The sequence below is a fragment of the Roseateles depolymerans genome (genome assembly GCF_003387155.1).
GTDB lineage: Bacteria > Pseudomonadota > Gammaproteobacteria > Burkholderiales > Burkholderiaceae_C > Roseateles > Roseateles depolymerans.
Map to the genome: position 1 here is coordinate 427,645 of NZ_QUMT01000002.1, position 25,088 is coordinate 452,732.

General features: G+C 67.0%; 20 protein-coding genes. 11 read left to right on the forward strand and 9 right to left on the reverse strand.

Annotation, left to right across the window (positions count from 1 at the left end; all coding sequences use genetic code 11):
- The first annotated feature begins 576 nt into the window (after positions 1–576).
- Positions 577–1,989: an RNA polymerase factor sigma-54 gene (gene rpoN, locus DES44_RS09920; protein WP_058934797.1), complete on the forward strand. Its 1,413-nt coding sequence runs from the start codon at positions 577–579 to the stop codon at positions 1,987–1,989.
- A 69-nt stretch (positions 1,990–2,058) separates the two neighbouring features.
- On the opposite strand, the gene DES44_RS25280 is transcribed toward rpoN, so the two are convergent.
- Positions 2,059–2,454, reverse strand: a complete 396-nt coding sequence (locus DES44_RS25280; protein WP_058934798.1) for a hypothetical protein — start codon at positions 2,452–2,454, stop codon at positions 2,059–2,061.
- A 156-nt stretch (positions 2,455–2,610) separates the two neighbouring features.
- Between DES44_RS25280 and DES44_RS09930 the strand changes: the two genes are divergently transcribed.
- The 5 genes from DES44_RS09930 to DES44_RS25020 all read left to right on the forward strand — a co-directional run bounded on the left by DES44_RS09930 (position 2,611) and on the right by DES44_RS25020 (position 10,315).
- Positions 2,611–4,230: a hypothetical protein gene (locus DES44_RS09930; RefSeq protein ID WP_147307040.1), complete on the forward strand. Its 1,620-nt coding sequence runs from the start codon at positions 2,611–2,613 to the stop codon at positions 4,228–4,230.
- A gap of 94 nt (positions 4,231–4,324) precedes the next feature.
- Positions 4,325–5,446 carry a mechanosensitive ion channel family protein gene (locus DES44_RS09935; protein WP_116001476.1) on the forward strand — a complete coding sequence of 374 codons (1,122 nt, stop codon included), beginning with the start codon at positions 4,325–4,327 and terminating at the stop codon, positions 5,444–5,446.
- A 158-nt stretch (positions 5,447–5,604) separates the two neighbouring features.
- Positions 5,605–7,026, forward strand: coding sequence for a hypothetical protein (locus DES44_RS09940; protein WP_058934800.1), 1,422 nt, complete (start codon positions 5,605–5,607; stop codon positions 7,024–7,026).
- Entirely contained in the window at positions 7,026–8,699 is a 1,674-nt protein-coding gene (locus tag DES44_RS09945) for a hypothetical protein (RefSeq protein ID WP_116001478.1), read from the forward strand. The genes DES44_RS09940 and DES44_RS09945 overlap by 1 nt, the downstream gene beginning before the upstream one ends.
- Positions 8,700–8,824: 125 nt before the next feature.
- Positions 8,825–10,315 carry a hypothetical protein gene (locus DES44_RS25020; RefSeq protein ID WP_170156642.1) on the forward strand — a complete coding sequence of 497 codons (1,491 nt, stop codon included), beginning with the start codon at positions 8,825–8,827 and terminating at the stop codon, positions 10,313–10,315.
- A 35-nt stretch (positions 10,316–10,350) separates the two neighbouring features.
- Here DES44_RS25020 and otsB read toward each other — a convergent pair whose 3' ends face one another.
- The 4 genes from otsB to DES44_RS09970 all read right to left on the reverse strand — a co-directional run bounded on the left by otsB (position 10,351) and on the right by DES44_RS09970 (position 14,289).
- The gene (gene otsB / locus DES44_RS09955) at positions 10,351–11,115 is read right to left on the reverse strand and encodes a trehalose-phosphatase (protein ID WP_058934803.1); all 765 of its coding nucleotides are present in this window, start codon (positions 11,113–11,115) and stop codon (positions 10,351–10,353) included.
- Entirely contained in the window at positions 11,112–13,397 is a 2,286-nt protein-coding gene (locus tag DES44_RS09960; protein WP_058934804.1) for an alpha,alpha-trehalose-phosphate synthase (UDP-forming), read from the reverse strand. The genes otsB and DES44_RS09960 overlap by 4 nt, the downstream gene beginning before the upstream one ends.
- Complete coding sequence (locus tag DES44_RS09965; protein WP_058934805.1) at positions 13,394–13,927, reverse strand: hypothetical protein; 534 nt, start codon at positions 13,925–13,927, stop codon at positions 13,394–13,396. The genes DES44_RS09960 and DES44_RS09965 overlap by 4 nt, the downstream gene beginning before the upstream one ends.
- Positions 13,928–14,070: 143 nt before the next feature.
- On the reverse strand, positions 14,071–14,289 hold the full coding sequence (locus DES44_RS09970; protein WP_157592945.1) for a hypothetical protein: 219 nt from the start codon (positions 14,287–14,289) through the stop codon (positions 14,071–14,073).
- Between the two features lie 125 nt (positions 14,290–14,414).
- On the opposite strand from DES44_RS09970, the gene DES44_RS09975 reads away from it, so the two are divergent.
- From DES44_RS09975 to DES44_RS09985, 3 genes are all read left to right on the forward strand, one after another.
- A complete protein-coding gene (locus DES44_RS09975; RefSeq protein ID WP_058934807.1) occupies positions 14,415–15,401 on the forward strand; it encodes an SDR family oxidoreductase in 987 nt (328 codons plus the stop codon).
- A gap of 303 nt (positions 15,402–15,704) precedes the next feature.
- A complete protein-coding gene (locus DES44_RS09980; protein WP_058934808.1) occupies positions 15,705–16,334 on the forward strand; it encodes a hypothetical protein in 630 nt (209 codons plus the stop codon).
- Positions 16,331–16,891, forward strand: a complete 561-nt coding sequence (locus tag DES44_RS09985) for a hemerythrin domain-containing protein (RefSeq protein ID WP_058934809.1) — start codon at positions 16,331–16,333, stop codon at positions 16,889–16,891. The genes DES44_RS09980 and DES44_RS09985 overlap by 4 nt, the downstream gene beginning before the upstream one ends.
- 24 nt (positions 16,892–16,915) lie before the next feature.
- On the opposite strand, the gene DES44_RS09990 is transcribed toward DES44_RS09985, so the two are convergent.
- Both DES44_RS09990 and DES44_RS09995 read right to left on the reverse strand, forming a co-directional pair.
- Positions 16,916–17,815, reverse strand: a complete 900-nt coding sequence (locus DES44_RS09990; RefSeq protein WP_058934810.1) for a DNA/RNA non-specific endonuclease — start codon at positions 17,813–17,815, stop codon at positions 16,916–16,918.
- 340 nt (positions 17,816–18,155) lie between these two features.
- On the reverse strand, positions 18,156–20,564 hold the full coding sequence (locus DES44_RS09995; protein WP_058937363.1) for a catalase: 2,409 nt from the start codon (positions 20,562–20,564) through the stop codon (positions 18,156–18,158).
- 538 nt (positions 20,565–21,102) lie between these two features.
- Between DES44_RS09995 and DES44_RS10000 the strand changes: the two genes are divergently transcribed.
- Entirely contained in the window at positions 21,103–21,300 is a 198-nt protein-coding gene (locus DES44_RS10000) for a DUF6496 domain-containing protein (protein ID WP_232309986.1), read from the forward strand.
- A gap of 130 nt (positions 21,301–21,430) precedes the next feature.
- On the opposite strand, the gene DES44_RS10005 is transcribed toward DES44_RS10000, so the two are convergent.
- On the reverse strand, positions 21,431–22,774 hold the full coding sequence (locus DES44_RS10005; RefSeq protein WP_058934811.1) for a PQQ-dependent sugar dehydrogenase: 1,344 nt from the start codon (positions 22,772–22,774) through the stop codon (positions 21,431–21,433).
- 295 nt (positions 22,775–23,069) lie between these two features.
- Between DES44_RS10005 and DES44_RS10010 the strand changes: the two genes are divergently transcribed.
- Entirely contained in the window at positions 23,070–24,143 is a 1,074-nt protein-coding gene (locus DES44_RS10010) for a M15 family metallopeptidase (RefSeq protein ID WP_170156643.1), read from the forward strand.
- Here DES44_RS10010 and DES44_RS24625 read toward each other — a convergent pair.
- Entirely contained in the window at positions 24,079–24,777 is a 699-nt protein-coding gene (locus DES44_RS24625; RefSeq protein ID WP_147307043.1) for a hypothetical protein, read from the reverse strand. The genes DES44_RS10010 and DES44_RS24625 overlap by 65 nt on opposite strands.
- Between the last annotated feature and the right edge of the window lie 311 nt (positions 24,778–25,088).

The following is a 25,088-nucleotide window of genomic DNA, read 5'->3' on the forward strand; positions in this document are numbered from 1 at the left end:
GACCCGGTGGAATCATCCTGGGGGGCTTTAAAGCAAGCGGCGCGCCAATGCGCGGCGGTGTCGGCTGGAGCGCCTGGAAACCGTGAAGGGATTGGCTGTTTGAGGGACTGCGATGAGGCCTGCGCCCCCTGCGTGAGGGGCATGACCGAATGCCTGGCATCCCGACGGGTCCTGACAGTCGGCGCGTTGGTGCTCATCGACGGCAAATTACCGCGCAGGTACACGCTGAGGCTGTAAATGCTGCCGTAAACGATGCCGGATCACGCGGGTGGAATCAGCGTGATGGGCGCCAGGCGCCGTTTTGACGGGACAGCCGCGAGTCGTTTCGCGACAGTTTGAAACAATGTGGGCAGGCCGCGTGCCTGAGCGAACAATTGCGGTTTAGCCCGTGGTTGAGGGGCTTTCCGGGCATTTGCGAACAGTCCCGGCGGGCCTGAAGCGGCCTTGGCGGGCCCCGAAACCACCGCTGGAAGCGCGCGGGACTGCGAGGCGGCATGGGTCTTGCGTTGCATGGGCATCTGGTCGTTGTCTGCCTGCGCGGACCGGCCCATTACACACCTCACAGGAGTAGCAACAGTGGGAGCCTTGGAACTACGGCACGAGCACAGGCAGTCTCAGACGCTGTCCCCACGTCTGCAACATGCCGTCAGGTTGCTGCAGATGTCCTCGCTGGACTTTTCGACGATGGTCACGGACATGCTGGGGCGCAACCCCTTCCTGGAAGTGACGGAAGGATCGGAGGAAGGTGCGGCGCTTGAAGGCGACATGCCGGTGGCGGAATCGCCGGTGATGTCCGATGTACCGGAATCGCTGCCGGACGATCGCGAGATCTGGCGCGCTGACAGCGGCAGCTCGCTGCGCCGCGCGGACGACGGTGAAATGAGCGCGCTGGAGATGACCGCCGCGCAGACCTGCCTGCGTGAGCATCTGCGCAGCCAGCTCAATGTGCTGCGGCTGTCACCGCGGGATTTGCTGCTGGCGTCCATCGTGGCCGAGTCGGTGGATGACGACGGCTATCTGCGCAGCTCGCTGGAAGAGCTGGCCGCCGTGTCGCAGCTCAATCCGGCGCCCGAGCTGGGGGAAATGCAGATTGCGCTCAAGCGCGTGCAGGCCCTGGACCCGCTGGGCGTGGGCGCTCGCAGCGTGGCGGAATGCCTGCTGCTGCAGCTGCCCAAGATCGACTGCGGCCGCAGCCGCCAGTTGGCCGAGCGCATCCTCACGCAGCATCTGAACCTGCTGGCCTCGCGGGACATCCCGTCGCTGGCGCAGTTGCTGGACATCACCGTGGCGGAAGCCGAGGCGGTGTGCCTGAAGCTGCGGCGTTTTGATCCGCGACCGGGCTGGCGGTATGAGACCACGCAGGCCCCCTACATCGTGCCGGACGTGCTGACCACCAAGGTGCGCGGCCAGTGGCGCGTGCAGCTCAACCCTGCCGTGATTCCGAAGGTGCGCATGAACCAGGTGTATGCGGAGCTGTTCCAGCGCCACCGCAACCAGGGGCATTCGGAGCTGGCCAATCACCTGCAGGAGGCCCGCTGGACGATGCGCAATATCGAGCAGCGCTTCTCCACCATCCTGGACGTGGCCAACGCCATCGTGCGTCGCCAGCGTCATTTCCTGGAATTCGGCGCGATGGCGATGAAGCCGCTGGGCCTGAAGGAGATCGCGGACGAGGTGGGCATCCACGAATCGACCGTCTCCCGCGTGACCAACAACAAGTACCTGGCCACGCCCACCGGCGTGTATGAGCTGAAGTACTTCTTCTCGCGCGCCATCGTCAGCAGCAACGGCAGCGCTTGCTCGGGCACTGCCATCCGCGGGCTGATCAAGGACATCATCGAGGCGGAGAAGCCGGACAGCCCGCTGTCCGATGCCGAGATCACGCGTCAGTTGGCCCGCCAGGGGCTGGTGGTGGCGCGTCGCACGGTGACCAAGTACCGCCAGATGCTGCGCATCGAAGCGGTGGATCGCCGTCGTCAGCACAGCTGAGGTCGCTGAGCAAGGCGCTCGTTCTCATCGGCCCGCTTTTCAGCGGGCCTTTTCATGTCGGCTGCGGCTTCAGGACCGGCCGGCCTTGCCGTGCTCAGCCACGGAGCCCCGCGGCGCAGGCGCGCCCTTGGGGTCGTCCACCAGGCCTTTGCGCTGCTGCGCATCCAGTCCCGGCGTGGCCCGCAGGTCGGTGTCCACCTGGCCGTCCTTCAGGTCCTGGTGGGCTTGTTGCAGCACTTCGCGCTGCCGGTCGCCGGCGGCGCCGGTGCCCATGCCGCCGGTGGCGTCCGAGCCGGTGGACTGGTCCCGCTCATGGGGCAGTTGCAGGTCGCGGTCCGACTGCGTATCCGCATCCGCGTCCGCGTCGGCGTCGGCGCCAGGGGCTTGCGTGCCGGGCGCGACCGGATTCTTGTTCAGCAAATGGGCGGGTTCGCCGCCTTCGGGTCGGGTAGGGGAACGGGTCATGAGAGTCTCCTTCGAATCGGTCCTGCTGCTGTTTGGCAATCGACCGGCCCGCCCAAGTTGTCAAATGAATCGGGCAAATCGCAAGATCCCTCAGACCCGGCAGTCCTAGCATGGTGTGCCTCTGCATGATGAAGTTTGAGGTTCACGATGTTCCAGATGCCGCCTCCCCACGCCCTGCCTGCCCCCGTATTGGCCGAGCTGGAGGCCATGGAGGAGGAAGCCATTGCTCCGCCTCTGGCGGGTGCTCCACCGCTCCCGGGGTCGCCGGTGTCCCCGACCTCCCCACATCCCAGCGGCCGCACCCGCGTGCCGGACCTGAACGCGCTGCTGGGCGCTGATGCACCTGGCGCATCTTGTGCACCCGGCGCACCTGGCGCACCTGGCGCGCGCGACTTGCCGTCGCCCCAGCCACGTCCAATTGTTCTGGACACCCTCACCCGCCAGGTGGACAAGCTCACCCGGCTGACCTTCCAGCGGTTTGAAGACTTGAGCCGTCGTCTCGTCGGCGTGTTGACCGAGGACAGTATGGCGGCTGATTCGCGACTGTCGGTGGTGAATGAAGTCCTGGAGGACGCCATTGCAGCCGAGATGGAGGACGAGGCAGGGCCCCGCGCACAAGCCGCGATGGGACGCAGGCGCCTTCAAGCGCTTAGAACCGCCAACAAGCTGATGGACCAGCTTGAAAAGATCCGCACCGACGGGCACCCACGCGAGCTGGAATTCATCCGACGCGTCTGCCTGAGTACGGCCCAACGGATGCGGATCGCACCGGAGCTGGATCCGGATTTCCTGAACCGGATCGTGCAGGTGGACCTGCGGCCGGTGGACGAAGCAATGGCCATCGAGGTGGACCAGGGGCACAACCCCTACCGGCGCTTCCGGCCTGAGTTCAGCTGCTGGAAGGACGCGCCGGTCCCGCCGTCGCTGCCGCCGTGGGAGCCGCCCGCGCGGGCGATGTCGAGTGCAAGGCTGCTGGTCCTTTGGAACCGTTGGACCGAGGCCGGTCTGTGTTTTCCATTCGACGCCTTCGAGCGGTTTCTGTATGACCGGGACGCCGGGCCCCGGGATGTGGAGGCCATCCTCGCGCCATGGATGGCACTGCCCACGCCTTGCGCGGTGGCCGTGATGACCAGCGATGCCAAGGTCGTTGCGGTTCGCGTGGGCACGCCGGCTGCGGAGCGGGTGTTTGCGGGGCGAGCCGATCATGAGCTGGCGCGTTATTGCCCCTACACCCGCACCTTGGTGGTCGGCGTGAAGGCCACCGGCGGCCCAGGCAGGCGCTCGGGTGACCATTCTGATGACGATGGCGACGACGACGCCTCATCACCTTCCTGGCGAGGCCCTCAGCCGCGCCTGGAGATTCCTTCAACCCAGCTCGCCCACTCCGATGGTCGCCCGCCGCGCTTCTGGATGGAAGTCGGGCGGATGGTCGTGGACGGCTGGAACGACCCGGCCCACACGGTCGGGGGTCCGTCCACCGCGGTGGGTCCCGACACGACGCAGGGCCTTGCGGCATCGAAGAGGGTCCCCGCCTCCCGCAGGTTCGAGTCGGTGGCGGGTCGCTGCGCGGCCGACTGCGAGCTCGACCTGCCGCAAGGCAGCTTTCTGGAAGCGCTTGCCGTCGCCGCGGAGAATGTCCCGCTGGGATTCCCGCTGGGTGTCTCCGAGGAAGAGACCCATGCCCGAGTGGTAGCCCTGCACCTGTGCGGCATGCACCTTCCCTTGGAGTTGGAGGACTACGTGGTCACGCGCCTGCAGGCAACCCAGGGCGCGTAGGCGTAGTCCCCTAGGCGTCAGCGCGTCGGCCCGCCTCCGTTCGCAGAGTCGACCGCCGCGGCGCCACCGGCACCCGACTTGCCCGAAGCGCGGCATGAATACTTCTGCCTGGGAAATGCGCCTGCGGGCGATGGACATCGAGACGTGGGGGCAATGGCTGGTGGGGGCGGTGATCATCGTCATCGCAGCGCTCCTGCTGCATCGCCTGCTGCGGCCCCTGGCGCAGCGCCTGGCGCGGTTCTCGGTGGTGGCCACTGCGGTGGTGCGCCGGATCGACCGCGCCTCCCGCTGGGCCATGCCGGTGGTGGGCCTGCTCATCGCCTCGCAAGGTCTTCCAGAAGGCACCGCCGGTCTGGAAGGCGTGCAGCATCTGCTGGGCGTGCTCACCATCCTCGTGCTGGCCTGGCTTGGGGTGTCCGCCATCTCCGGCGTGGCCGACGGCATTGCCGAGCTGCATCCCGCCAACGTTGCCGACAACCTCAATGCCCGCCGCATCCAGACCCAGACCAAGGTGCTGGCGCGCATTGCCAGCGGTGCGCTCATGCTGACGGCCCTGGCCTTTGTGCTGATGACCTTCCCGCGCGCGCGGCAGCTCGGCGCCAGCCTGCTGGCCTCGGCGGGCATCGCCGGCCTGGTGGTGGGTATTGCGGCGCGGTCGGTCTTCAGCAACTTGCTGGCCGGGCTGCAGATCGCCATGGCGCAGCCCATCCGGCTGGACGATGTGCTGATCGTGGAAGGGGAGTGGGGCCGCGTCGAAGAAATCACCAGCACCTATGTCGTGCTGAAGATCTGGGACGAGCGCCGCCTGATCATTCCGCTGCAGTGGTTCATCGAGCATCCCTTCCAGAACTGGACCCGCACCAGTTCCAGCATCCTCGGCTCGGTGATGCTGTGGGTCGATTACACCTTGCCAGTCACCGACCTGCGCGAACAGGCCCAGGCCATGTGCCGCCGCTCGGTGCATTGGGATGGACGCGTGTGCGGTGTGCAGGTCACCGACAGTACCGACCGGACGATGCAGATCCGCGTGCTGGTCAGCTCCAAGGACTCGGGCAGCAACTTCGATCTGCGCTGTGAATTGCGCGAAGGCCTGATCGCCTGGCTGCAAAAGGCGCACCCGCAGTCGCTGCCGCGGATGCGGGCGCTGGTGGAGAGCGAACCAGCCCCGACTGCGCCGATGGTGCAGCCGTCGCTGCCTCCCTCGCCATCGCCCTGAGCGGGTGAACAAACGGGCCCTGTCCTTGACTGAGAAGCCGTCGACGCCACCCCAAGGAGGGTGTGGTGCGAGGCGATCTACAAGGAGAGACCGTGTTCCACTCATTCACCGCCTGCCTGCCCCATTGCCTGCGCGGCGCGGATGTCCCCGATGAGCCGATGGGCGAGGCCGAATGCAGCCGCGATGGCATCGCGCCTGCGAACCGCAGCGCATCGGTCCGCGGATCGCAGGCCTCCCGCAGTGGCACCACCACCCGCTTCATGCAGATGCAGGGGGTCCTGGAGGACTTGCAGGCCATGCAGGCCTGGCCGAAGGCCTCAACGGTGCTGCGGCAGATCGCCGAAGGTCGGGACTTGGTCAGCAGGGTCAACCGCAGTGATCGGGGGGATAAGACCCTGAAGGAGGAGATCCAACAGTGGCAGAGCAATGTGCAGCGTTTCAAGGAGCAATGGGCCCAGTTTCAAACCCTGCCGATGCAGTCGCTGAGTGAGTGGCAACAGGTGTCCCGGCGGCAGCTGCCGCCTGATTTTCAGGTGCATGTGGACGAACAGCTGGTCTACGCCCAGCAGGACATTGAACGGGGGCTCGACGCCTTCAGCAATCAGAGGTTTTTCTCCGCGAGGGAGCTGGATGCCAGTGCAGGGGAGCATCTGGACCGGGCCGGCAAGCTGATCGATGTCTTTTCCAAGGCGATACCGGCGGAACACAGCTTGATCGTCGAGATGCTTGAGCGAAACCGGACGGTCAACAGCTTTGCTGAGGTGGATCGAAAGCTCGCCGGTCTGGTGCAGGACGTTCAGAACCCCGGCCGACGTGCGCTCCCGTCGGAGGGGCAATGGTCGGTAACCTCCGCGGAGGCTGCAGACGCTCCGGCTGAGCCGGGGGACGTCATCAAACTCCTTCGGACGCTGAAGGAGCAGGCCAGGGCCCTGCCGGCCAGCCAGAGGCTCAGGATGTCGTTCCTGGCGCACTGTGAGGCCATGCATCGAGAGATGAGCAAAAGGACCCCGTCGGTGTCCATGGACGTGGTGCGCCAGCAATTGAATGCCCTGCAGACCACTTTGAAGGTGGATTCGAATGTCCGCAAGCTGAGGAATGCCGCCGAGGAACAACTGAGCAAGGTGGATGACGCCGTCAAGAAGTTGCCGTTGTCCTTGCATTATCGAAGGGATGAGGCCGCGGACCGGTGGAACAGGCTGACCGTTGCGTATCACGACGGGGACTACAGCAAAGCCGCGCAGATCTTTGCGCAAGCCCGGCATGTGAACCAAGCCACCCTCATGCTGGCGGAGGGGGACTATGACAGGAACTACCTGTCCAACGCCTTTGAGCTGCGCAATCACTATGTGGCCATCGCCGAGCCTTTGCTGAACCGGGCGACGACCTTCCTGGAGCGGAGGCTGAAGGACAGCGTTGAGCGGGCGCTTGCCATGATGGACAAGGCCACCGACGTTGAGATGATCAATAGATGCCTGTATGAGCTGGAGATGAGCGTAGGGATGCTCCAGACCGCCGCGGCGAATGCGCGCACCAGCCGCAGTCGCCCTGCATGGACGCCGGAATCGCTGATGGGGGCGTGATGTTTGCATTCCGGAACATCAAGGCGGACGAGTACTGTGCAGTACCCGGTCATGACCCCGACGAGCCCCCGACCCGCACGGGGCCCGCGAATGTCAGTGCGTCCACCCCCATCGCGACCGGTGTGTCCGGCGCGTCCGGCGCGCCCGGCGCGTCCGAGGTGCATCCTGAACTGGCCTCGCCGGTGGCCCTCTACCTCAAGGTCATGGAGAGCGTGCGTCCATTGCGCGAATGGGCTCCCGACAAAGGGCGTTTGAAGGAGCTGCTGGACAAAGCCCTGGCGGCTGAGGCGGTGGCGCTCAAGGGAGGCACGCCGTCCGCGGCGGAACGTCAGCATGCGGTGCAGTTGGCGAGCGATCTCGCCCCCTTCCTGCACACCTGGGACAAGATGCGCGGGGTGCGGGAAAAGAAGATGGAGCACTATGAATGGACCCTCACGCAACCCTTGAAGGCGCCGTTCGATGACCTGGTGCAGCGCCAATTGGCCCAGGCGGGTTTCCGGTTCGGTCAGGCCCATCGGAGCTTCCTGCAGGGTCACCTGACAGAGGCCCTTCAATGGCATGACGCAGCCATGGATTTCTGCGCCCTGGCAGATGCCCTGATCGAGTGTGAACGCATCGGGACGCCTGAGCATGCGCAAATGCTGAGCTTGTTGTTCGACCTCGGCATGTCGGTCAACAGCTTCAAGGGATTCAAGGGCTTGATCGCTGACGCCCCCTGGAGGGCAGGCACGTCCGCTGCAAAGCGCTCAAAGGTCTCCCGCACCACGGCGTCATCCGTTCCCCGCGTGTCGTCCCCGGCCGCCACCGGGGACGCTGCCGGGGTGGGGCTCACCGTGGGCCAGCGACTGCAGTCCTTGCGTGAAACCTTGGCCCCTTCGCCGCTCCAGCTGCAGGTCATCGGCGTCTGCCGGGGCACTCCGGCTGAGCCGCTGGCCGACCCAGGTGGCAGGATGAAGGCGGCCCTGGACCTTCTCATCCAGGAGCGGCCGCACAATGGCACGCCGGCGACGCCGCGCTATTTGTCCCTGCTCGGTGCGCTGGAGACAGAGGTCCAACAGGCCAGCGCCCTCCAGCAGCTCAGGCACAGCGCGGCGCAGGCTCAAGCGAGCCTGGAGACGTTCCTGGAATCCGACCCCTTTCTCAAGGATCTGCTGAAGCATTTCGTCAATCCCGTACGGGCGTGGCAACTCGAGAGCGCGCAGAAAGCGCAGCGAGGTCACTATGAGCGAGCTCACTACCGTGCGCGCGTCGCTCTGGAATCGGCGACGGCGTGCCTTGTCAAGGCCAAGGCATGGACGTCGGGGGATTGGCCGAGCCTGCCATCGCAGGTCAAGGAATGGAAACGGCTCGCCGATGCGCGCGTCCAATCGGGCCGAGACCTCAAGTACCTGACGGCCCAGCACATGGTCGAGCGGTTCCATGAGTACGCACGCCGATTTGACCTCGCCACCGATCCCGCTCAGGCTGATCAGGCGCTGGCGGGCATGGCGCAGAGCCTGAAGCTGGCCAAGTTCTACAACCAGCCCTATCGCAGAGCGGCGGTCAATGGCGCGAGCGTGCCTGCCGAAGGCGCGGCGTCCGGGCATCCCTCCAGCGTTTCCGTCGCAACGCAGACCGATCCCCCCATCGATCTCCCCATCGATCCCCACACAGCCGCCCCTCCGGAGCTCTGATGTTTTCCCAAGTTCTCGATGCATTGCGCAGCACCAGTTCGCTGATTACCGGGTTATGGAATGACCCTTCAGGCGATGCCGGCACGGACTCCGCCGCCCTGCCGGATCTTCACCATCGGCTCACGGTGCGGCTGGACCAGCTCAGAGCCTGGAACCCGGCGGGCGGACAACTCCGGACGCTCAAGGACTCGTGCGAGGGCGCTGAGTCCCGCATTCTGACCCTGCGCACCGTCAACGACGAGTGGGCCACCTTCATGGACACGCTGGATAGGGAGGTCGAGTTCTACCAGGAGATTTGGGAGCACCTGCCCGGTCTGAGCCAACGGCGAATCGACCGCTTTGCATGGACCCTGACGGAGCCGCTGGAGCAGCCGTATGACTTGCTCGTGTTGGAGTATGTGTCGGATGCGCAGAAGCAGTTTCAAAGGGCCTGGGACTCTTTCCAGCATGGGTACCGGACTGCCGCGATCGATCTTCACGGGTTTGCCATGACCGACTGTGATTTGGCGGAATCCGTCATTCGCTGCTATCAATATGGCACTCCGCAGCAAAAAGAGAAGCTTCAGGCGCTCTACCTCCAGGCCGATGTGTCGATGGCTGCAACTCGGCAGTTTCAAGCTTATCTGCGCGAGGCGCCATGGGATCACAACCTGTGCCAGGGCGGCCCCTTTCCTGCGAGTCTGATGCCGCCGCCGCCGATTCCTCCTCGCCGCCCTCCAGCGACTGCCGGCACCTCTCTGGCTGCATCCGCGACCTCGACCTCGACCTCGACCTCGACCTCGACCTCGACCCCGACGTCACTCATGGCCGCGGCGGCCAGCAGCCCGGCGGCGACCCTCCGTGCCGAGACGCCTCTGATGGAGAGACTGATGGCGCTGGACCTGTCGCTCCAGGGGCGCGGCACCTCTGCCGGGCGCGAATTGCAGGCTCACAGCCGTGCGGATGGCACCGTGCGAGCGTGTCTCACGCGTCTGGACCGGATACAGATACAACCCACGGAGCTGGATCCGGACAGCCACCTGAGTCTGCGCCTGGCCATGCTGGAAGCGCTGGCGACGTCCCAGCAAGCTTCCCCGTCGCCGTCTTACCTGGCTTCTCTGCAGCGGCTGGAGGCGGACGTCGAGCGGGCACGGGCGGCTCAGCAGCAGTTGAGGGACGCCAGGGAGGCGGTCATCAGTCTCAAGAAAGTCGTCAAGGCCGACCCTGCCACGCAGCAGACGCTGACGTGGATGGTGGAGCAGGCCGAGAAGTTGCAGAAAGCGGCTGCCGATGCCGGTAAAGCCGGGCAGTTGGCGTTGAAGGCGGAACGAGCCAGTGAATGCCTGACGCTCGCCACCAAGGCCCGCGAGAAGGCCCGGCAGATTCAGCAAGGCCTGTGGCCGGATGCAGAGGCTCAACTGCAGCGTTGCTCATCGCTTCGCCAGCAACTGGCTCAGGTCAAAAATGGACCGGCCCCCCTGATCCAGGACCGACTCCGTCAACGATTCAAGGCTCAGGAGTGGGCGTTTCACACCGCCGATGATGCCAAACAGGCGCAGCGGATGCTGCAGGCGCTGAGTGCCACCTTGAACACGGTCCGAGCCCTCGGATTCCACCAGGGAGGACCGCAGGCATAAGGCTCTCAGCCGCTCATCCGCTCAGCCGCAGCCGCTTAACGGCCCAGCGCGTCCACCATCTGCTGCAGCACCTGCGCCATTTCCGCCTGCTCCTGCAGGTAGTAGCGCGCATGGCTGTGGTCCAGCCGCGGCCCGACCCGCACGGTGACCCAGTCCCGCTCGGCCCGCTCGAACACCGGCTCGTCGTTGGTGTCGTCCCCGGCGTAGAAGCCGCTGCGGCAGCCGTATCGGGCCATCAACCGGTGCATCGCATCCCCCTTGTCGGGGGCACTGTCCACCAGCACATTGACCACCTGCTTGCCGGGCTCGATGAGCACCTGCGGCGGCAGCTCGGTCAGCAGCTCCTCGATGACCGCACGGGCCTGCACCGGGTCTGGCGACAGCCGGTAATGGATGGCGATGGACGCCCCCTTGTCCTCGATGAACACGCCCGCGGTGGACAGCGCGGTGCGACGCGCGTCCACCCGCGCCCGGAACGGCGCCAGCGCCTCCACGGCGGCGGCATCCGGTCCCTCCAGCAGGTCCTCCGCGCCATGGTTGCCCACGATGTGAGTGGGCGTGAATCCCAGGCGCTGCCGCACATCGTCCACCTGCCGGCCGGTGAGGATCACCAGCGGCAGACGCTGCGCCAGCGTGGTCAGCAGCGGCACCATCTCCGGCGGCGTGCGGGCCGTCTCCGGGTGCATGACGATGGGGGCGAGGGTCCCGTCGAAGTCGAAGGCCAGCAGCGGCTGCTGCTGCACCAGCCGGGTCAGGGCCTCGCGCCCCTCCGGACTCAGCAGATGTTGTTGCAGACTCATGCGTTCATGGCCTCCGATCCTTCGCGCGCACGGCGCTGCACGCGGCGCGTGATGCGCTCGCGCAGCCGCCACTGTCCCGCATCGGCCAGCATGCGGCCGGCCCAGCGGTAGACATTGAATTCCCGCACCGTCATGCGCAGGCTGGCCATGCGTTCGCGCTGCTCCTGCGGCGGCATGTTGGCGGCGCGGTGCAGCGCGTCGGTGGTCTCTTCCACGTGGTAAGGGTTGATGACCAGGGCTTCCGGCAGTTCCCGCGCAGCGCCGGCAAAGCGGCTGAGGATCAGCACGCCCTGTTCATCGTCCCGAGCCGCGATGAACTCCTTGCAGACCAGGTTCATGCCGTCATGCAGGCTGGTCACCACGCACATGTCGGCCGCGCGGTAGAGCTCCATCAGGGCGGCATGGTCGTGATGCTCGGCCAGCAGGCGCACCGGCTGGTAGGCGTCGGTGCCGAAGCGCTGGTTGATGCGGTCGGTCACGCGATGGATGCGGTCCTGGAACTCGCGGTATTCCTCCAGCGCATTGCGGGTGGGAGCAGCCACCTGCACCAGCACGAAGCGGCCCTGCCACTGCGGATATTTCTCCAGCAGCCGCTCCACCGCATGCAGCCGCTCCAGGATGCCCTTGGTGTAGTCGAAGCGGTCCACGCCCACGGCAATGCAGGCGTCTTCCGGCAGCTTCAGGCGGTCGATCACGGCGCGGCGGGCTTCGCTGGGGGCGGGCCAGCGCAGGCGCTCCTCATCGGTGGGCCAGGCGATCGAGATCGGATAGCTCTGCACCAGCGTCGGCTCGCCCTGGTAGCTGATGGTCGAGTGTTCGTGCTCGATGCGCGCTTCCAGATACCGGTCCACCGTCTCGGTGAAATTCTTGCAGTGGAAGCGGGTGTGGAAGCCCAGGATGGTGCTGCCCAGCATGCCCTGCAGCAGCTCGCGTCGCCACGGGCAGATGCCGAAGGACTCCGGGTTGGGCCATGGGATGTGCCAGAAGGTGATGATGGTGGCCTTGGGCAGCTTCTCGCGCACCATGGCCGGCAGCAGGGCGAAGTGATAGTCCTGCACCAGCACGATCGGGTCGTCGCTGCGGGCCTCGGCCACCACCGCATCGGCAAAGCGCTGGTTCACCGCGCGGTATTGCGCCCAGTCGGACTCGCGGAAGACGGGCCGCACGTGGGCCACGTGGCACAGCGGCCACAGGCCTTCGTTGGCAAAGCCCTGGTAGTAGCCCTGTTCCTCTTCCTCGGTGAGCCAGATGCGGCGCAGCACGTAGTCCTGGGTGTCGGGCGGGACGGCCACGCGGTCGTGCTCGTCCACCGTCTCGCGGTCGGCGCTGCCGCTGCCGTGCGCGATCCAGGTGCCGGAGCAGGCCCGCATCACCGGCTCCACCGCCGTCACCAGGCCGCTGGCCGGTCGGCTCACCTGGATGCCTTCCTTGCCCTTGATGTGGATGTAGGGCTCGCGGTTGGACACCACGATCACCTGGTCGCCCCGCAGCTGCGTGCGCAGCAGGCCGCGCAGCCGCTCCGGGTCCCACGGCGTGAGGGGGCCGTGCTCACGGTAGAGGTTGTCCTCCAGCTCGCGCAGATGCTGGCGGATTTCCACCTCCAGCGGCTGCAGCTCCGGGGGGGCGCTGTCGCCGCCGGTGCTGGTGCCGCCGGTCTGCAGCAGCGGCCGCACCAGCCCTTCGCCGCGCAGGATGGCCCGCATGCCGGACACCCAGCCGCGCCAGCTCAGCTGCGCCACGATCATGGTGATGCCCGCCACCGCCAGACCCAGCACGGTGATGAAGATGATCATGTAGCGCCGCGTGTCGATACTGCGGCGGTCCGGCAGGCTCAGGTCATGCAGCAGCACCAGCCGGTCGGAATCGGCCTGCTGCGGATTGACCGGGAAGTCGCCGATGTGCACCGCACCGCTGGACAGCTCCAGCCGCGGGTTCTGCTGCAGCGCAATCTCCCGCGCCTCCTTGCAGGTCAGCGAGCCGGGGAAGCCCTTGGTGCTCAGGATCTGCTGGTTGGTGGCACTGCACAGCGCAATGCCCACCAGGCGCTCGTCCAGCACGCCGCGCTCGAGCAGGCCGCGCAGGCGGTCCAGCTTGGCATTGGGCTCGATGTCGGAGATGGCCAGCGACAGCGTCTTGGCCACCATGGCGCCGCGTGCGCTGAGGTCGCGCGAGAACCAGCGCAGTGTCATGCGATCCAGCAGCGGCAGCGCCAGCAGCGCGGCCACGGTCAGGGTGACCATCAAGGGCACCAGGAACCGGATCTGAAGATGGATGGATTTCATTCGCCCCTCCCGGGCCGCGAGGGCCACCACGGTCGGTCTTCGGACCGGCCGTCGGTGTGCTCGCTGTGATCGTGATCAGAGGTCTCGTCGCGCAGGGCCATCAGGCCGCCAAAGGCCAGGCCAGCGGCAAAGCCGCCCCACAGCAGCCATTTGCTGCCGGCCTCCGCGGCGCGGTCGGCCGATGGCGTCAGGCGCCGCGGACGCAGCACCTCGTCGATGCCAGCGGCCACTGCGGTCAGCATCAGCGCGTCGGTGCAGGCATTGAGGCGGGTCTGGCGCCGCCGCAGGCAGCGCACCCGGTCGTAGAGGGCACCCCAGAAGATGGAATGGGCGGCATGCAGCGCCAGCGTGGAAGCGCGGGCAGACAGCGGCGGACGACCGACGCGGTATTCCCGCGCACCGGTCAGCGGGCCCACGCGGTGGGCATGGTCGGTGCGGCTGCCTCGCAGCAAGGCCACGCCGGACAGCAGGCTGGCCCACATGCCTTCAACGGCGGCGCGTCGCAGCGCCTGGATCAGCAAACCCTTCAAAGGCGACTCCTGTGACAGAGAGAAACAACCCCCGGTCCTAGGCAATCACCGTGCCAAGCCTGGCCGCCGGACGCAGCCGCATGTCGAACGAATCAGGTTCGCCGGGCCGCAAAGCCCGATGGCATCGGGCCTGCGGGGCCAGGCTACTGCAGGGCGGTGGGCGGCGGCATGTAGGGCGGCTCACGCACAGGCACCGGGTTCTCCGGCAGGGGCGGGTCGATGATTTCCGGGGGGCCGGGCTCCGGCACGGTTGGCGGGCCGTGCGGGGGCGGCGGCACGCTGGGCACTTCGTCGGGGAAGGGCGGCGACGGCGGAATGCTTTGGGCCTGCACTTGCGCAGATCCGGCAAGAGTGGGTGTCATGAACGGTGTCCTTGGAAGTGTGCGCAGTCGTCCTGCAAGCGGCGCGCCCGGTGCGCGGCTTGCCAGTCCTTGGCATTCGCTCCCATTTCTTCAACATCGTTTCCACATCGACAAGGACCTTCGCCATGACCAGCAAGACCACCCAGGAGCTGCAGCGCCACATTCAGCAGCAGCAGGACCAGTCGGATCAGGCCGGTCAGCAGGACGCATCGTCCAAAGGCCAGGATGAGAAGAAGAAGCCCCTGCAAGCCGGCGCGCGCGAACAGCCCAGCCGTTTTCCAGCCCAGCATCTGGACAAGCCTGGCCATGAAGCGGACCTGACCTTGGCGCCCCGTTTCCTGGCGCCGGACTACAAGGGCTCGGGCAAGCTGCAGGACATGGTGGCGCTGATCACCGGCGCCGATTCCGGCATTGGCCGGTCGGTGGCGGTGCTCTACGCCCGCGAAGGGGCCGATGTGGCCATCGTCTACCTGAACGAGGATGACGACGCCCGCGAGACCCAGCGTCACATCGAAGCGGAAGGGCGACAGTGCCTGCTCATCCGGGGCGATGTGCAGGACCGCGCGTTCTGCAAGGACGCGGTCCGCCAGACGGTGGAGCGCTTTGGCAAGCTGGACGTGCTGGTCAACAACGCCGCGTTCCAGGAGCATGCGGAGTCGCTGCAGGACATCACCGAGGAGCGGCTGGACCTGACCTTCCGCACCAACATCTTTGGCTACTTCCACATGGCCCAGGCCGCGCTGCCGCACTTGAAGGAAGGCAGCGCCATCGTCAACACCGGCTCGGTGGTGGGCCTGCAGGGCAGTGGCACGCTGCTGGACTATGCATCGACCAAGGGCGCCATCCATGCCTTCACCAAGTCGCTGGCGCAGAACCTGCTGCCCAAGGGCATCCGGGTGAATGCGGTGGCGCCGGGGCCGGTGTGGACGCCGCTGAATCCCGCGGATGCGCCGGCGGACAAGGTCGCGACCTTCGGCAGCACCAGCGACGTCAAGCGCGCAGCGCAGCCGGAGGAGCTGTCGCCGGCCTATGTGTTCCTGGCCTCGCCGGTGTGCGCGGGCTACATCACCGGGATCGTGCTGCCGGTGACGGGCAGCATCGGCGCGATTTAAGGCCCTCAGCGGCATGCGCCACCTTCGCGGCGCGCGCTGCCTTGGCGGCGCTCGCGGCGCGTCTCCCGCACCCTGCTTCAAAGCGGGGTCGCGGGACCTCTTTGTCGCCGGAAGGGATCCATCGGAGACCCTGGCGCGTAAGAAGGGCACCCCGTTTGCCACAGGACTGGCATTCCAGTTGCCGGATGAACGGCATCTCGTTCCCCGGATGAATGGCATCCCGTTTCCCCGGTTGAGTGGCAGCGCGTTCCCCAGATGAAGCGCCGCTCGCTCTCCGGGACACTGCCAAGGAGGCAATCGAGCATGAATGACGACAAGCCCTTTGAAACCCCCTGGCAACTGTTCTGGTGCGCGGACGCGGCCGATGAACGCCTGCTGCATGTCAGCGACTCGGTGGCCTCGGTGCTGGGCATGACGCCCGGCGCGCTGATGGAAGATCCGCTGCAGTGGAACCATGCGGTGCTGCCGGCGGACGCTGCGGTCCTGCCCCGACCTTTCTTTGCCCAGACGGTGCCGCAGGCGGGCGACCCGCTGCTGGAGTACCGCATGCTGGGCGCCGACCTGCATCTCTATCAAGTGCGGGAACGCCGCTACCGCTGGCGCGACCCGGTGACGGGGCGCCTTCACATCTTCGGCCTGGTGGAAGGGGTGCAGGAGCTGCGCCGTTCGCCAGAGCAGGAGGTGGAGCCGTCCTGGGAGCATCTGTGGGCCAGCGGCGACCCGGACACCAGCCGCTCCGGCAGCGTGCCGCGCACGCCGGACCCGGCCAGGCAGACCGATGACAATGCCGACGACAAGGGACCGCCGCAAGAGGTGCCGAACGATCCGGGCGTGCATCCGGACGGGCCCAAGCGCTACCACGATGACTACGGCTCCACGCGGCGCATGTCCTCCCGCGGCCAGCCTCAGGCCGTGGCGGAGCCTCTGCCATGAGCCATGTCTTCCAGCCCTTGGACCTGCCGTGGCAGGGGGAACGCCAAGCGCGGGATGAAGCCGTCGCCCTGTTGATGGAGGACCATCAGCAGGTGCTGCTGGCCCTGCGTCAGTACGAGCGTCTCAGCGCCGGTGCGGGTGCCTCGGCCGCCGAGCGCGAAGCCCAGGTGCGCCGCATCTGTGCCCTGATCACGCTGCACAGCACGCTGGAAGAAGAGGTGCTCTACCCCGCGCTGCGGCGTTGCCCGGACGTGGGCAAGGCCGAGCGCCGGCTCATCCACGAAGCGGAAGTGGAGCAGCTGGTGGTGCGCATCCTGATGTCACAGCTGCGCCGCATGGAGGCGCAGGACCCGCAGTTCGAGCCGCTCCTGGGTGTGCTGGGACGGTATGTGGAGCATCACGTCAAGGACGTGGAGCAGGGCATCTTGCCGCGCCTCAATGCCGTGGCGTCGCTCGGATGGCAACGGCTGGCGACGGATCTGCATCGGCGTCGCGAGGAGCTGCGGGTGCAGTGGCAGCAGGACCTGGGCACGCCGGGCAAGGCGCCTCGCGCTTGAGTGTCGGAACCTTGAGCTGGGGCCTTAGCCCTGACCCGGCAGAAACTTGATGCCTGTGCGACGAACCAGTTCCTCGTAACTGATCGGCGGCTGGATGCGCGCCGTGGCCGTGTTGGGCAGCCAATGCGCCCAACTGCGGCCGGTGGTGTCGTCATGCACCAGCTTGTACATCGCAGAAGGAATGGCCGGACCGTCCTCACCCAGCCGCGCCGGCCGGGCCTCGTAATAAGCGCCGGTGATGATCGTCACTGGACCGCTGGCCCGCATCACATACGCGCGGGTGTCCTTCTCGATCTTGTTCCAGGGCTGCTGGTTGTTGACCGCGTTCTGCGGCACCACGTTCGCCAGCGAGAAGGACTGCGCCATGGACCGCTCGTCCCGCATGTCCCGGGCGGGCGTCAAGTGGCCGCGGTCGTGGCGCTCGGCCTTGGGCAGGCGCGATTCACCGGCATAGTCGTCCAGCTGCGCCCGCTCGCGCTCGGGCAGCCGGGCGTCGGCGAAGAAAGCCTTGCGTCCATCCGGACGCTTGACGTCCGCCCCCTCGCGCAGTTCCTCGGCGGTCAGGCGCTCGGCGGAGAACAGCGGCCCCTTGAGGCCGCCCGCATGCAGCACTGCGAACTGGTCGTAGCACAGGGCGCGCAGCGTTCCGTAGCGGGAGAGGCCGGCCTCTCCTGAAGGCCCGGCCACCACCACGGGCGCTTGCCCGCGATAGAAGTGGGATGCGCAAGCCTGGAACGAACCGGAGACCGGCGGCAGGTCCGCCGTGCGGCTCTGCGAGGGGCTGCCCCGGCCGCCGGAAGAACGGCCGCCGGGCGACTGCGGAGCGCCGAATGGTTCCAGCGCGCGTTGCAGATCGCGAGTCAGCGATCGGGTGGTGTCCGCCGTCGCAAAGCCTGGCATGGACAGCCCGGCAGCCAGCAGCAAGGCTGTGACGAGGCGCGAAGGTGTCGAACGACTCGTCGCCTCAGCTGACGTTTCACAGAAGACGGGGTGATCGTGGAGGGGTCGGGATCCTCCGAGGCGATGGACAGGAGGGGCGGAACGCAGCAGACGCAAAGAAGGGACCAGCACGCAACTCTAGGGGGGACTCAATGACGGTGCGAGGCTACCGGTGAATGGCAGTGCGTCGCTGCATGTGTGTGCGCGTTGCGGTGCGGCTGTGATGGATGGAAAAACGCCGACCGTCTTTTTGGACAGTCGGCGTTCAAGGTGAGGGGAGGTCAGGCCAAAGCCAAGGCCGGACGCTCGCCCGGCCCCTCGGACATCAGACCATCGGCGGGTCCGTCTCGCGCTCAAACGGACGATGCTGGCCGATGGCAGTGACGAAGGTACTCAGCACATCGCCGTCCACATCGCCCTGGCCATCGGCATCCAGGAAGAACAGACCCGGATCGCCGCCGCCTTCTTCCGCCGTGCCCGGCGCGCCCGTGGCTGCCAGCAGCGCACTGCCGCTGCCCAGCACCAGGATCGGCTTGCAATGCCGGTACAGGTCCTGCACGAAGCTCACCGCCTGGCCGGAGATGGACAGGTTGGGGCGCTCGGCCGATTCATCCGGCAGCACGACCGCATCCCACAAGGCGCCCGGCGCGGTCTCCAGGGTGATCTCCACCTGCATCGGGTCGCCGCTGGCCGGCTGCACGTCGCCCAGACGGTGGCCGATCAGGCGCGGCACGCCGCCGGCCTTCAGGATGGCCGTATGCACCGCGCGGATGGCCGCACCGTCCACGCCCTGATGCACCAGCAGCGCGACCCGACGGCCATTGAGCGCGCCGTCCCCTGGACGCGCCAGCAGCGACAGCGCCGGCGACTGGGTCACCTCCGGCGGCTGCACCGAGCCTTCCACGCCGGCGCCGACCTCGCTGCCGGGCGCAAAGTCCGGCAACGGTGGCGGCACCTCCATGCCCAGCCCGTCGGCCACGCGCTGCACCAGGGTGGCATCGATCCGGGCCAGCAGCGCCAGCACCCGCTGACGGATGGCCGGCGTCTGCACGCGGGTCAATTCAAAGCGGTAGGCGCCCACGATGTGGTTCTGCTCCGCCTCGCTCTGGCTGTTCCAGAACAACCGGGCCTGGTTGTAGTGCTCCGCAAAGCGCTCCGGCTTGCCGCGCAGCGCTTCGCCCTGGATGGCCTTGGGATAGGACACAAAGCCGCTGCGCCCCGCCTGGAAGGGGCAGCCGCCGCCCAGCGAATTGGGCTCATAAGCCACCCGACCGCGCGGAATGGCCTGGCGGTGCAGGCCGTCGCGCTGGTTATTGTGGATCTGCGTGACCGGCGCGTTGATGGGAATCTCGTGGAAATTCGGGCCGCCCAGGCGGGTGATCTGGGTGTCCACATACGAGTGGATGCGGCCGGCCAGCAGCGGGTCGTTGGTGAAGTCCAGCCCCGGGATGATGTGGGCGGTGCAGAAGGCCACCTGCTCGGTCTCGGCGAAGAAGTTGTCCGGATTGCGGGTCAGCACCATGCGGCCGACCGGGCGCAGCGGCACCAGTTCTTCCGGCACCAGCTTGGTCGCATCCAGGATGTCGAAGGACCATTGCTCGGCCTGCTCTTCGGTGAAGACCTGCAGGCTCAGCTCCCATTCGGGATAGTTGCCGGCCTCGATGGCTTCCCACAGGTCGCGGCGGTGGAAGTCGGAATCCGCGCCGGAGATCTTCACCGCTTCGTCCCACACCAGCGAATGGGTGCCGGCCTTGGGCGTCCAGTGGAACTTGACGAAATGGGCCTCGCCGTTGGCATTGATCATCCGGAAGGTGTGCACGCCGAAGCCCTGCATCATCCGGTAGCTGCGGGGAATGGCCCGGTCGGACATGGCCCACATCAGCATGTGGGCCGATTCGGGCATCAGCGACACGAAGTCCCAGAAGGTGTCGTGGGCGCTGGCAGCCTGCGGCATGCCGTGGTGCGGCTCGGGCTTGACGGCGTGGATCAGGTCCGGGAACTTCATCGCATCCTGGATGAAGAACACCGGGATGTTGTTGCCCACCAGGTCCCAGTTGCCTTCGTCGGTATAGAACTTGACGGCAAAGCCGCGCACGTCCCGCGCGGTGTCGGTCGATCCGCGTTCGCCCGCCACGGTGGAGAAGCGAACGAAGACCGGCGTGCGCTTGCCGGCGGCCGCAAAGGGCGCGGCGACGGTCAGGTCATCCAGCGCTTCGTAGCTCTCGAAATAGCCGTGGGCGGCGGAGCCGCGTGCATGGACCACCCGTTCCGGGATGCGTTCATGGTCGAAGTGGGTGATCTTCTCGCGGAGGATGAAGTCCTCCATCAGCGTCGGACCGCGCAAGCCGGCCTTGAGCGAGTTCTGGTTGTCGGCGACACGCACGCCTTGGTTGGTGGTCAGCGCCTGGCCGCTCGAGTCCACCCGCACGCGGTCCAGGGCTTCATTGGTCGGGTTGTAGCTCAGCTCCGGCATGCCGTCGCCGACCTTGTCGGAGGCGAAGTCCTCGGTGACGGTGCTGCCGGAGACGATGTCGTCGGGGCTGTCGACCGTCGTGCCTTGGGGCGGCGACACGGCGTTGTCACGGCCATGTTCGGCCGCCTTGTTCTCGTTGGAGGGAATGGCCGCGGCCAGGGATTCCGTGCCGCTCATTTTGCGGGCCAGCCGCACTTGCGACTCGGTGGCGGCGGCGCTGGTGACCAGTTCGCTGCGGGCCGGGCCGGCAATGGTGCTCATGGCCGAGCCCAGGCCTTCGTCAGGCGGGCCCGGGGGCAGGGCGGTGGTGGTGGTGGACTTGCCGCCACGGGCCGGCGACTTGGTGGCCGCTGCGCTGCGTGAGGGGGCCGCACCGCCGGCGGACTTGGCAGGGGCCTTGCTGCTGGCGGCGGCCTTGGCGTCTGCCTTGGCGGGGGTCTTGGCGCTTGCAGTGCTGGATGCGGATGACTCGGTCTTGCGGGCAGGCGCGGTGCCGCTGGCGGCGCTAGGCGCGGGTTTCTTGGTGGGCATGAGAGTCCTCGTCTGTGCGAATGGGTCCGGGCGTGCCGGCATGGGAGGGAGGGCGTGGGGCGCGATTGGGAACGCCAGGGAAAGATGGCAAGCCCCGTGCCGTGGGCAGTGCGGCAGCGCGGTCAGCGGTAGAGCGACGCGATGCGCTGTGGCGCCGGGCTGCGTCGGACGGGTGGCATGGGTGGCATGGGTGGCATCCGGGTTGCCGGTTCCAAGGACCAAGCGGCGATGTTCCTGCGCATCGCTCCTTCATCCTTCATCGGAGATCATGATGACCACCAAGTACGGCAAGAAGGCCCAGGAAGAAGTGGGGAAGGCGCTTCATGAGGAGAAGCACCATGAACTCAAGAGCGGCAAAAGCGGCAAGACGGTGACCAGCCGCAAGCAGGCCATTGCCATCGGACTGTCCAAGGCCCGCAAGGAAGGGGCCAAGGTGCCGTCCAAGCGCAACGCGACGCGCCATTAACCCTATAACGGGCGAAGGAAAACAAAAGGGGCAGCCGTTGAAGCTGCCCCTTTTTGCATGGTGGCCTTGTCAGCGCCTGGGTCCTAAGCCTTGAGGCTCGGGGCCAGGCGCTCACTGCGCCTGAGCCGGTTCAGCGCGCCTGCACCTTCCAGATCACATTGCCGACGTCATCGGCCACCAGCAGCGCGCCCTGCTTGTCCAGCGCCACGCCCACCGGCCGGCCCTGGGCCTGGCCCTTGGCATCGAGGAAGCCGGTCAGCACATCCAGCGGCATGCCGCTGGGCTTGGCGCCGACGAAGGGCACGAACACGACCTTGTAGCCGGCCGGATTCTTGCGGTTCCAGGAGCCATGCTGGCCGATGAACATGCCGTGGGCGTACGCTTGCGACAGCTTGTTGCCATCGCTGGCGGCCAGGCCCAGGGACGCGGTGTGGGCGCCGACGGCATAGTCCGGCACGATGGCCTTTTCCACCAGGTCCGGGCGCGGCGGCGTCACGCGGGTGTCGACGTTCTTGCCGTAGTAGCTGTAGGGCCAGCCGTAGAAGCCGTTTTCCTGCACCGAGGTGATGTAGTCCGGCACCAGGTCGTCGCCGAGTTCATCACGCTCGTTCACCGCCACCCACAGGGCCTTGCTGGTCGGCTCCCAGGCCATGCCCACCGGATTGCGCAGGCCGCTGGCGAAGACGCGGCTGGCGCCGGTCTTGATGTCGATCTCCAGGATGGCCGCACGCTCCTGCTCCGCCTCCATGCCGTTCTCGGCCACGTTGCTGTTGGAGCCGATGCCCGCATAGAGCTTGGTGCCGTCGCCATTGGCGATCAGGCTCTTGGTCCAGTGGTGGTTGATGCGGCCGCCGGGCAGGTCGGTCACCTTCATCGGCGGGCCTGCCAGCCGGGTCTGGCCTTCGCTGTAGGGGAACTTCACGATGGCATCGGTGTTGGCCACGTAGAACTGGTCGCCCACCAGCGCCATGCCGAAGGGCGAGTTCAGGCCTTCCGCGAACACGAAGCGCTGGTCGGCCACGCCGTCGCCATTGGTGTCACGCAGCAAGGTGATGCGGTTGGCGCTCTTGACCGTGGCGCCGGCCTTCTTCTGGAACTGCTTGGTCACCCAGGCCTTGGGGCCCTTGCCGTCATCCGGCCGCTCGGGGCCGTTGGTCTCGGCCACCAGCACGTCGCCGTTGGGCAGCACATAGATCCAGCGCGGATGCACCAGCTTGTCGGCAAAGCGGACCACCTTCAGCCCGGCCGCTGCCTGCGGCTGCGCCTGCCCGGACCATCCCACCGCCTTGGCGACGTTGATGGTGGGCACCAGCAGGGCCTTGTTGGGCTCGGGCAGGGTGGGGTTGGGGCCGTAGCCCGGCGGCGTGGTCGGCGGGGCCTCCTGGGCCTGCACGGTGGACACACCGAGGCAGGCCAGCAGGGCGGCCGCCATGACGACGGGTCGCAAGGCGGGCAGGACATTGTTCTTGTGCATGAAAGGCTCCGGTCTGGACGGGGACGAGGACAGATGCCGCAGGCGATGAGACACAGGCCTGCAGAGAGGCTTGCGCCTAAGGCGAGCGGCGACCGGGCCCTGTCCAGCAATCGGGGTGCCCAGTGCGCTTGGGAATCCGGTCGCGGCGGGTCCGGTGCTTCACGGGCCTGAGCAGGCGGCGCCGCCTCTCATCGCGTCCTCAAGACTGATGACGCCGTACAGCAAGCTGGGGATGGCCCGCAGCGCCGGTGCATGAAAAAAAGCCGCCTTTGTGCCCATGCCCCAAGGAGCGCTCATGCCCACCAGTACGTTTGTCCACCCGCTCTTCGGCGAGGTGACCTTCCGCACCGCCAATGCCACGCAGTGGGTGCGCGGCGACCGCATCAGCTTCATCGGCGGTTTTGACGAGAGCGAGATCGTCCCCGTCCAGATCCCGCAGCTGGCAGCCGTTCCGGGCTCGGACGCTGGCACGCTGCCGTTTCATCGCCGGGGCCATGCGCAGCTGAAGAAGGCCTTTGCGGACATCGAGGCGGCCGGCGTGCTGCATCACATCCGCACCTGTGCCGGCACGTTGAACCGTCGCCTGCGCAGGCCTACGTCCGGCGGCTTGAGCAAGCTGCCCTCCAACCATGCCTTCGGGGTGGCCATCGACCTGAACTCGGATGATGGAAGCCTGGGCGCTTCGGTCGCCCCGGTGGCGCCGCATTTCATTGCCAATGGATTCACCTGGGGCGCGGACTTCGCGGACCCGATGCACTTCGAGGTGCGCAAGTTCTCCGAGCCTGTGGACGCTCCCGCCGCCACCGGCGACAGCACCTTCACCGCCTGCCTGCAGCGGGTGCACAACCGGGGTCGGCCGCCGGTGGACTTCCTGCAGGCGCTGGTGGCCTGGGGCCGGGACGCACCGGTGGAGATCTTCCAGCGCAACACCGCCGCGGACATCTACACCAGCGTGGTGGGGGTGCTCGGGCCGTGGCAGAACGATCTGCATCGGCGGGCCGCGATGCTGGAAGTGCTGCGGGTGCTGGGCGGCTTTGAGAGTTCCTGGGACTGGCAGGCGGGACGGGATGTGACCAATCCGTCCTCCAATACGCCTTGCACCGAAGAGGCGGGCATCTTCCAGTGCTCCGGCAATTCGATGAGCCTGGCGCCGGGCCTCAAGGAACTGCTGATCGCCGCGGGCGGGGACGGCAGCTGCGAGAGCTTCATCGCGCAGACCAAGGCCAATCACGCGTTTGCGCTGGAGTACTGCGCCCGTTTGCTGCGGGTGACCATCAAGCATCACGGGCCGATTCGCAATGGACTCATCCACCCATGGCTGCGTCGGGATGCGATGGGGGAGTTGATGCGGTGTGTGCAGTTGGGCTGAGGCTGGAGGCCCCAGCGAGCGGACTCAAGCCGGGGGCCATCGACAGGAGAAGGGTGAGCTCGCCCAGCGATTGAATGAGCAGGTCTCGCAGAGACGCAGGCATCGAGGGAGCGGGGACGCGTTCCGGGGACGAGTCGGCCTCGGGGCGCCGGGCGGTCATGGTGATCTGGTCCAGGGTGTCGATCAGCGCCTCGTTGTGCAGCCACGCCTGGGTGCGCTCCACCAGCGCCTGAGCGACCGCCAGGTCCGGCCCTGACAGCGGCAGGGCCTGCACCCATTCGCAGTGCCAGTGGCTGAGCTGCAGGCACAGCGCGTGGCTGAGTTCCAGCACTGACCTGCCGCCATGCGGACGCTCCGGATGGGGCGAGCCCGCCTGCAACGTGTCGCCCTTCGATGCATCGCCTGGCGGTGCAACGATGCGCGGTGGGCCGTTCCCCGTGTCATCCCACCGCGCTTGTCCATTCGGCGGCAAGTGCAACGCTTGCAGCCAGGCTTCCAGGCTCACTCGGAAAGCCAGCCACCCTTCATGCAAGCCAATCGCCCAATCCGGCCAGGGGTCGCCCGCCAGGGCCGCCGCAGGCGAGGCCGTCGAGGAGGTTGGGGATGAGGACAGTCGGCGGGGCGAATCGATCATGGGCGACATCGGCGGCGCAGCGCCGCGGCAATAACAGGCTGTGGCTTGGGTGAAGATCCGCTCCCCGGCGGTTCCCCGTTGGCGACCTGTTCACCCGGAGACCGGGCTCGCGGCTTGCCGTCGCGTGCCATCCGCCACATCGGGTGGGGTCTCCGGCGTCGCCGTGGGAACCTTTCAGAGCGCGGATACTGACGTGAAACCCATGAAACGCACAAAACAGGCCGCAGGGGACAAGCGCTCTTCGGGCCTCGAGAGGATGTACGGATGATTCGAAGCAGGGATGTTTTGCAGCGCGCGTGCCCGAATGCGGC

Coding starts and splice junctions, on each gene's coding strand:
- DES44_RS25280 (WP_058934798.1), bottom strand. CDS start 2,454: ATGACCCGTTCCCCTACCCGACCCGAAGGCGGCGAACCCGCCCATTTG.
- DES44_RS09930 (WP_147307040.1), top strand. CDS start 2,611: ATGCCGCCTCCCCACGCCCTGCCTGCCCCCGTATTGGCCGAGCTGGAG.
- DES44_RS09935 (WP_116001476.1), top strand. CDS start 4,325: ATGAATACTTCTGCCTGGGAAATGCGCCTGCGGGCGATGGACATCGAG.
- DES44_RS09940 (WP_058934800.1), top strand. CDS start 5,605: ATGGGCGAGGCCGAATGCAGCCGCGATGGCATCGCGCCTGCGAACCGC.
- DES44_RS09945 (WP_116001478.1), top strand. CDS start 7,026: ATGTTTGCATTCCGGAACATCAAGGCGGACGAGTACTGTGCAGTACCC.
- otsB (WP_058934803.1), bottom strand. CDS start 11,115: ATGAGTCTGCAACAACATCTGCTGAGTCCGGAGGGGCGCGAGGCCCTG.
- DES44_RS09960 (WP_058934804.1), bottom strand. CDS start 13,397: ATGAAATCCATCCATCTTCAGATCCGGTTCCTGGTGCCCTTGATGGTC.
- DES44_RS09970 (WP_157592945.1), bottom strand. CDS start 14,289: ATGACACCCACTCTTGCCGGATCTGCGCAAGTGCAGGCCCAAAGCATT.
- DES44_RS09975 (WP_058934807.1), top strand. CDS start 14,415: ATGACCAGCAAGACCACCCAGGAGCTGCAGCGCCACATTCAGCAGCAG.
- DES44_RS09980 (WP_058934808.1), top strand. CDS start 15,705: ATGAATGACGACAAGCCCTTTGAAACCCCCTGGCAACTGTTCTGGTGC.
- DES44_RS09985 (WP_058934809.1), top strand. CDS start 16,331: ATGAGCCATGTCTTCCAGCCCTTGGACCTGCCGTGGCAGGGGGAACGC.
- DES44_RS09995 (WP_058937363.1), bottom strand. CDS start 20,564: ATGAGCACCATTGCCGGCCCGGCCCGCAGCGAACTGGTCACCAGCGCC.
- DES44_RS10000 (WP_232309986.1), top strand. CDS start 21,103: ATGATGACCACCAAGTACGGCAAGAAGGCCCAGGAAGAAGTGGGGAAG.
- DES44_RS10005 (WP_058934811.1), bottom strand. CDS start 22,774: ATGCACAAGAACAATGTCCTGCCCGCCTTGCGACCCGTCGTCATGGCG.
- DES44_RS10010 (WP_170156643.1), top strand. CDS start 23,070: ATGCCCACCAGTACGTTTGTCCACCCGCTCTTCGGCGAGGTGACCTTC.
- DES44_RS24625 (WP_147307043.1), bottom strand. CDS start 24,777: ATGATCGATTCGCCCCGCCGACTGTCCTCATCCCCAACCTCCTCGACG.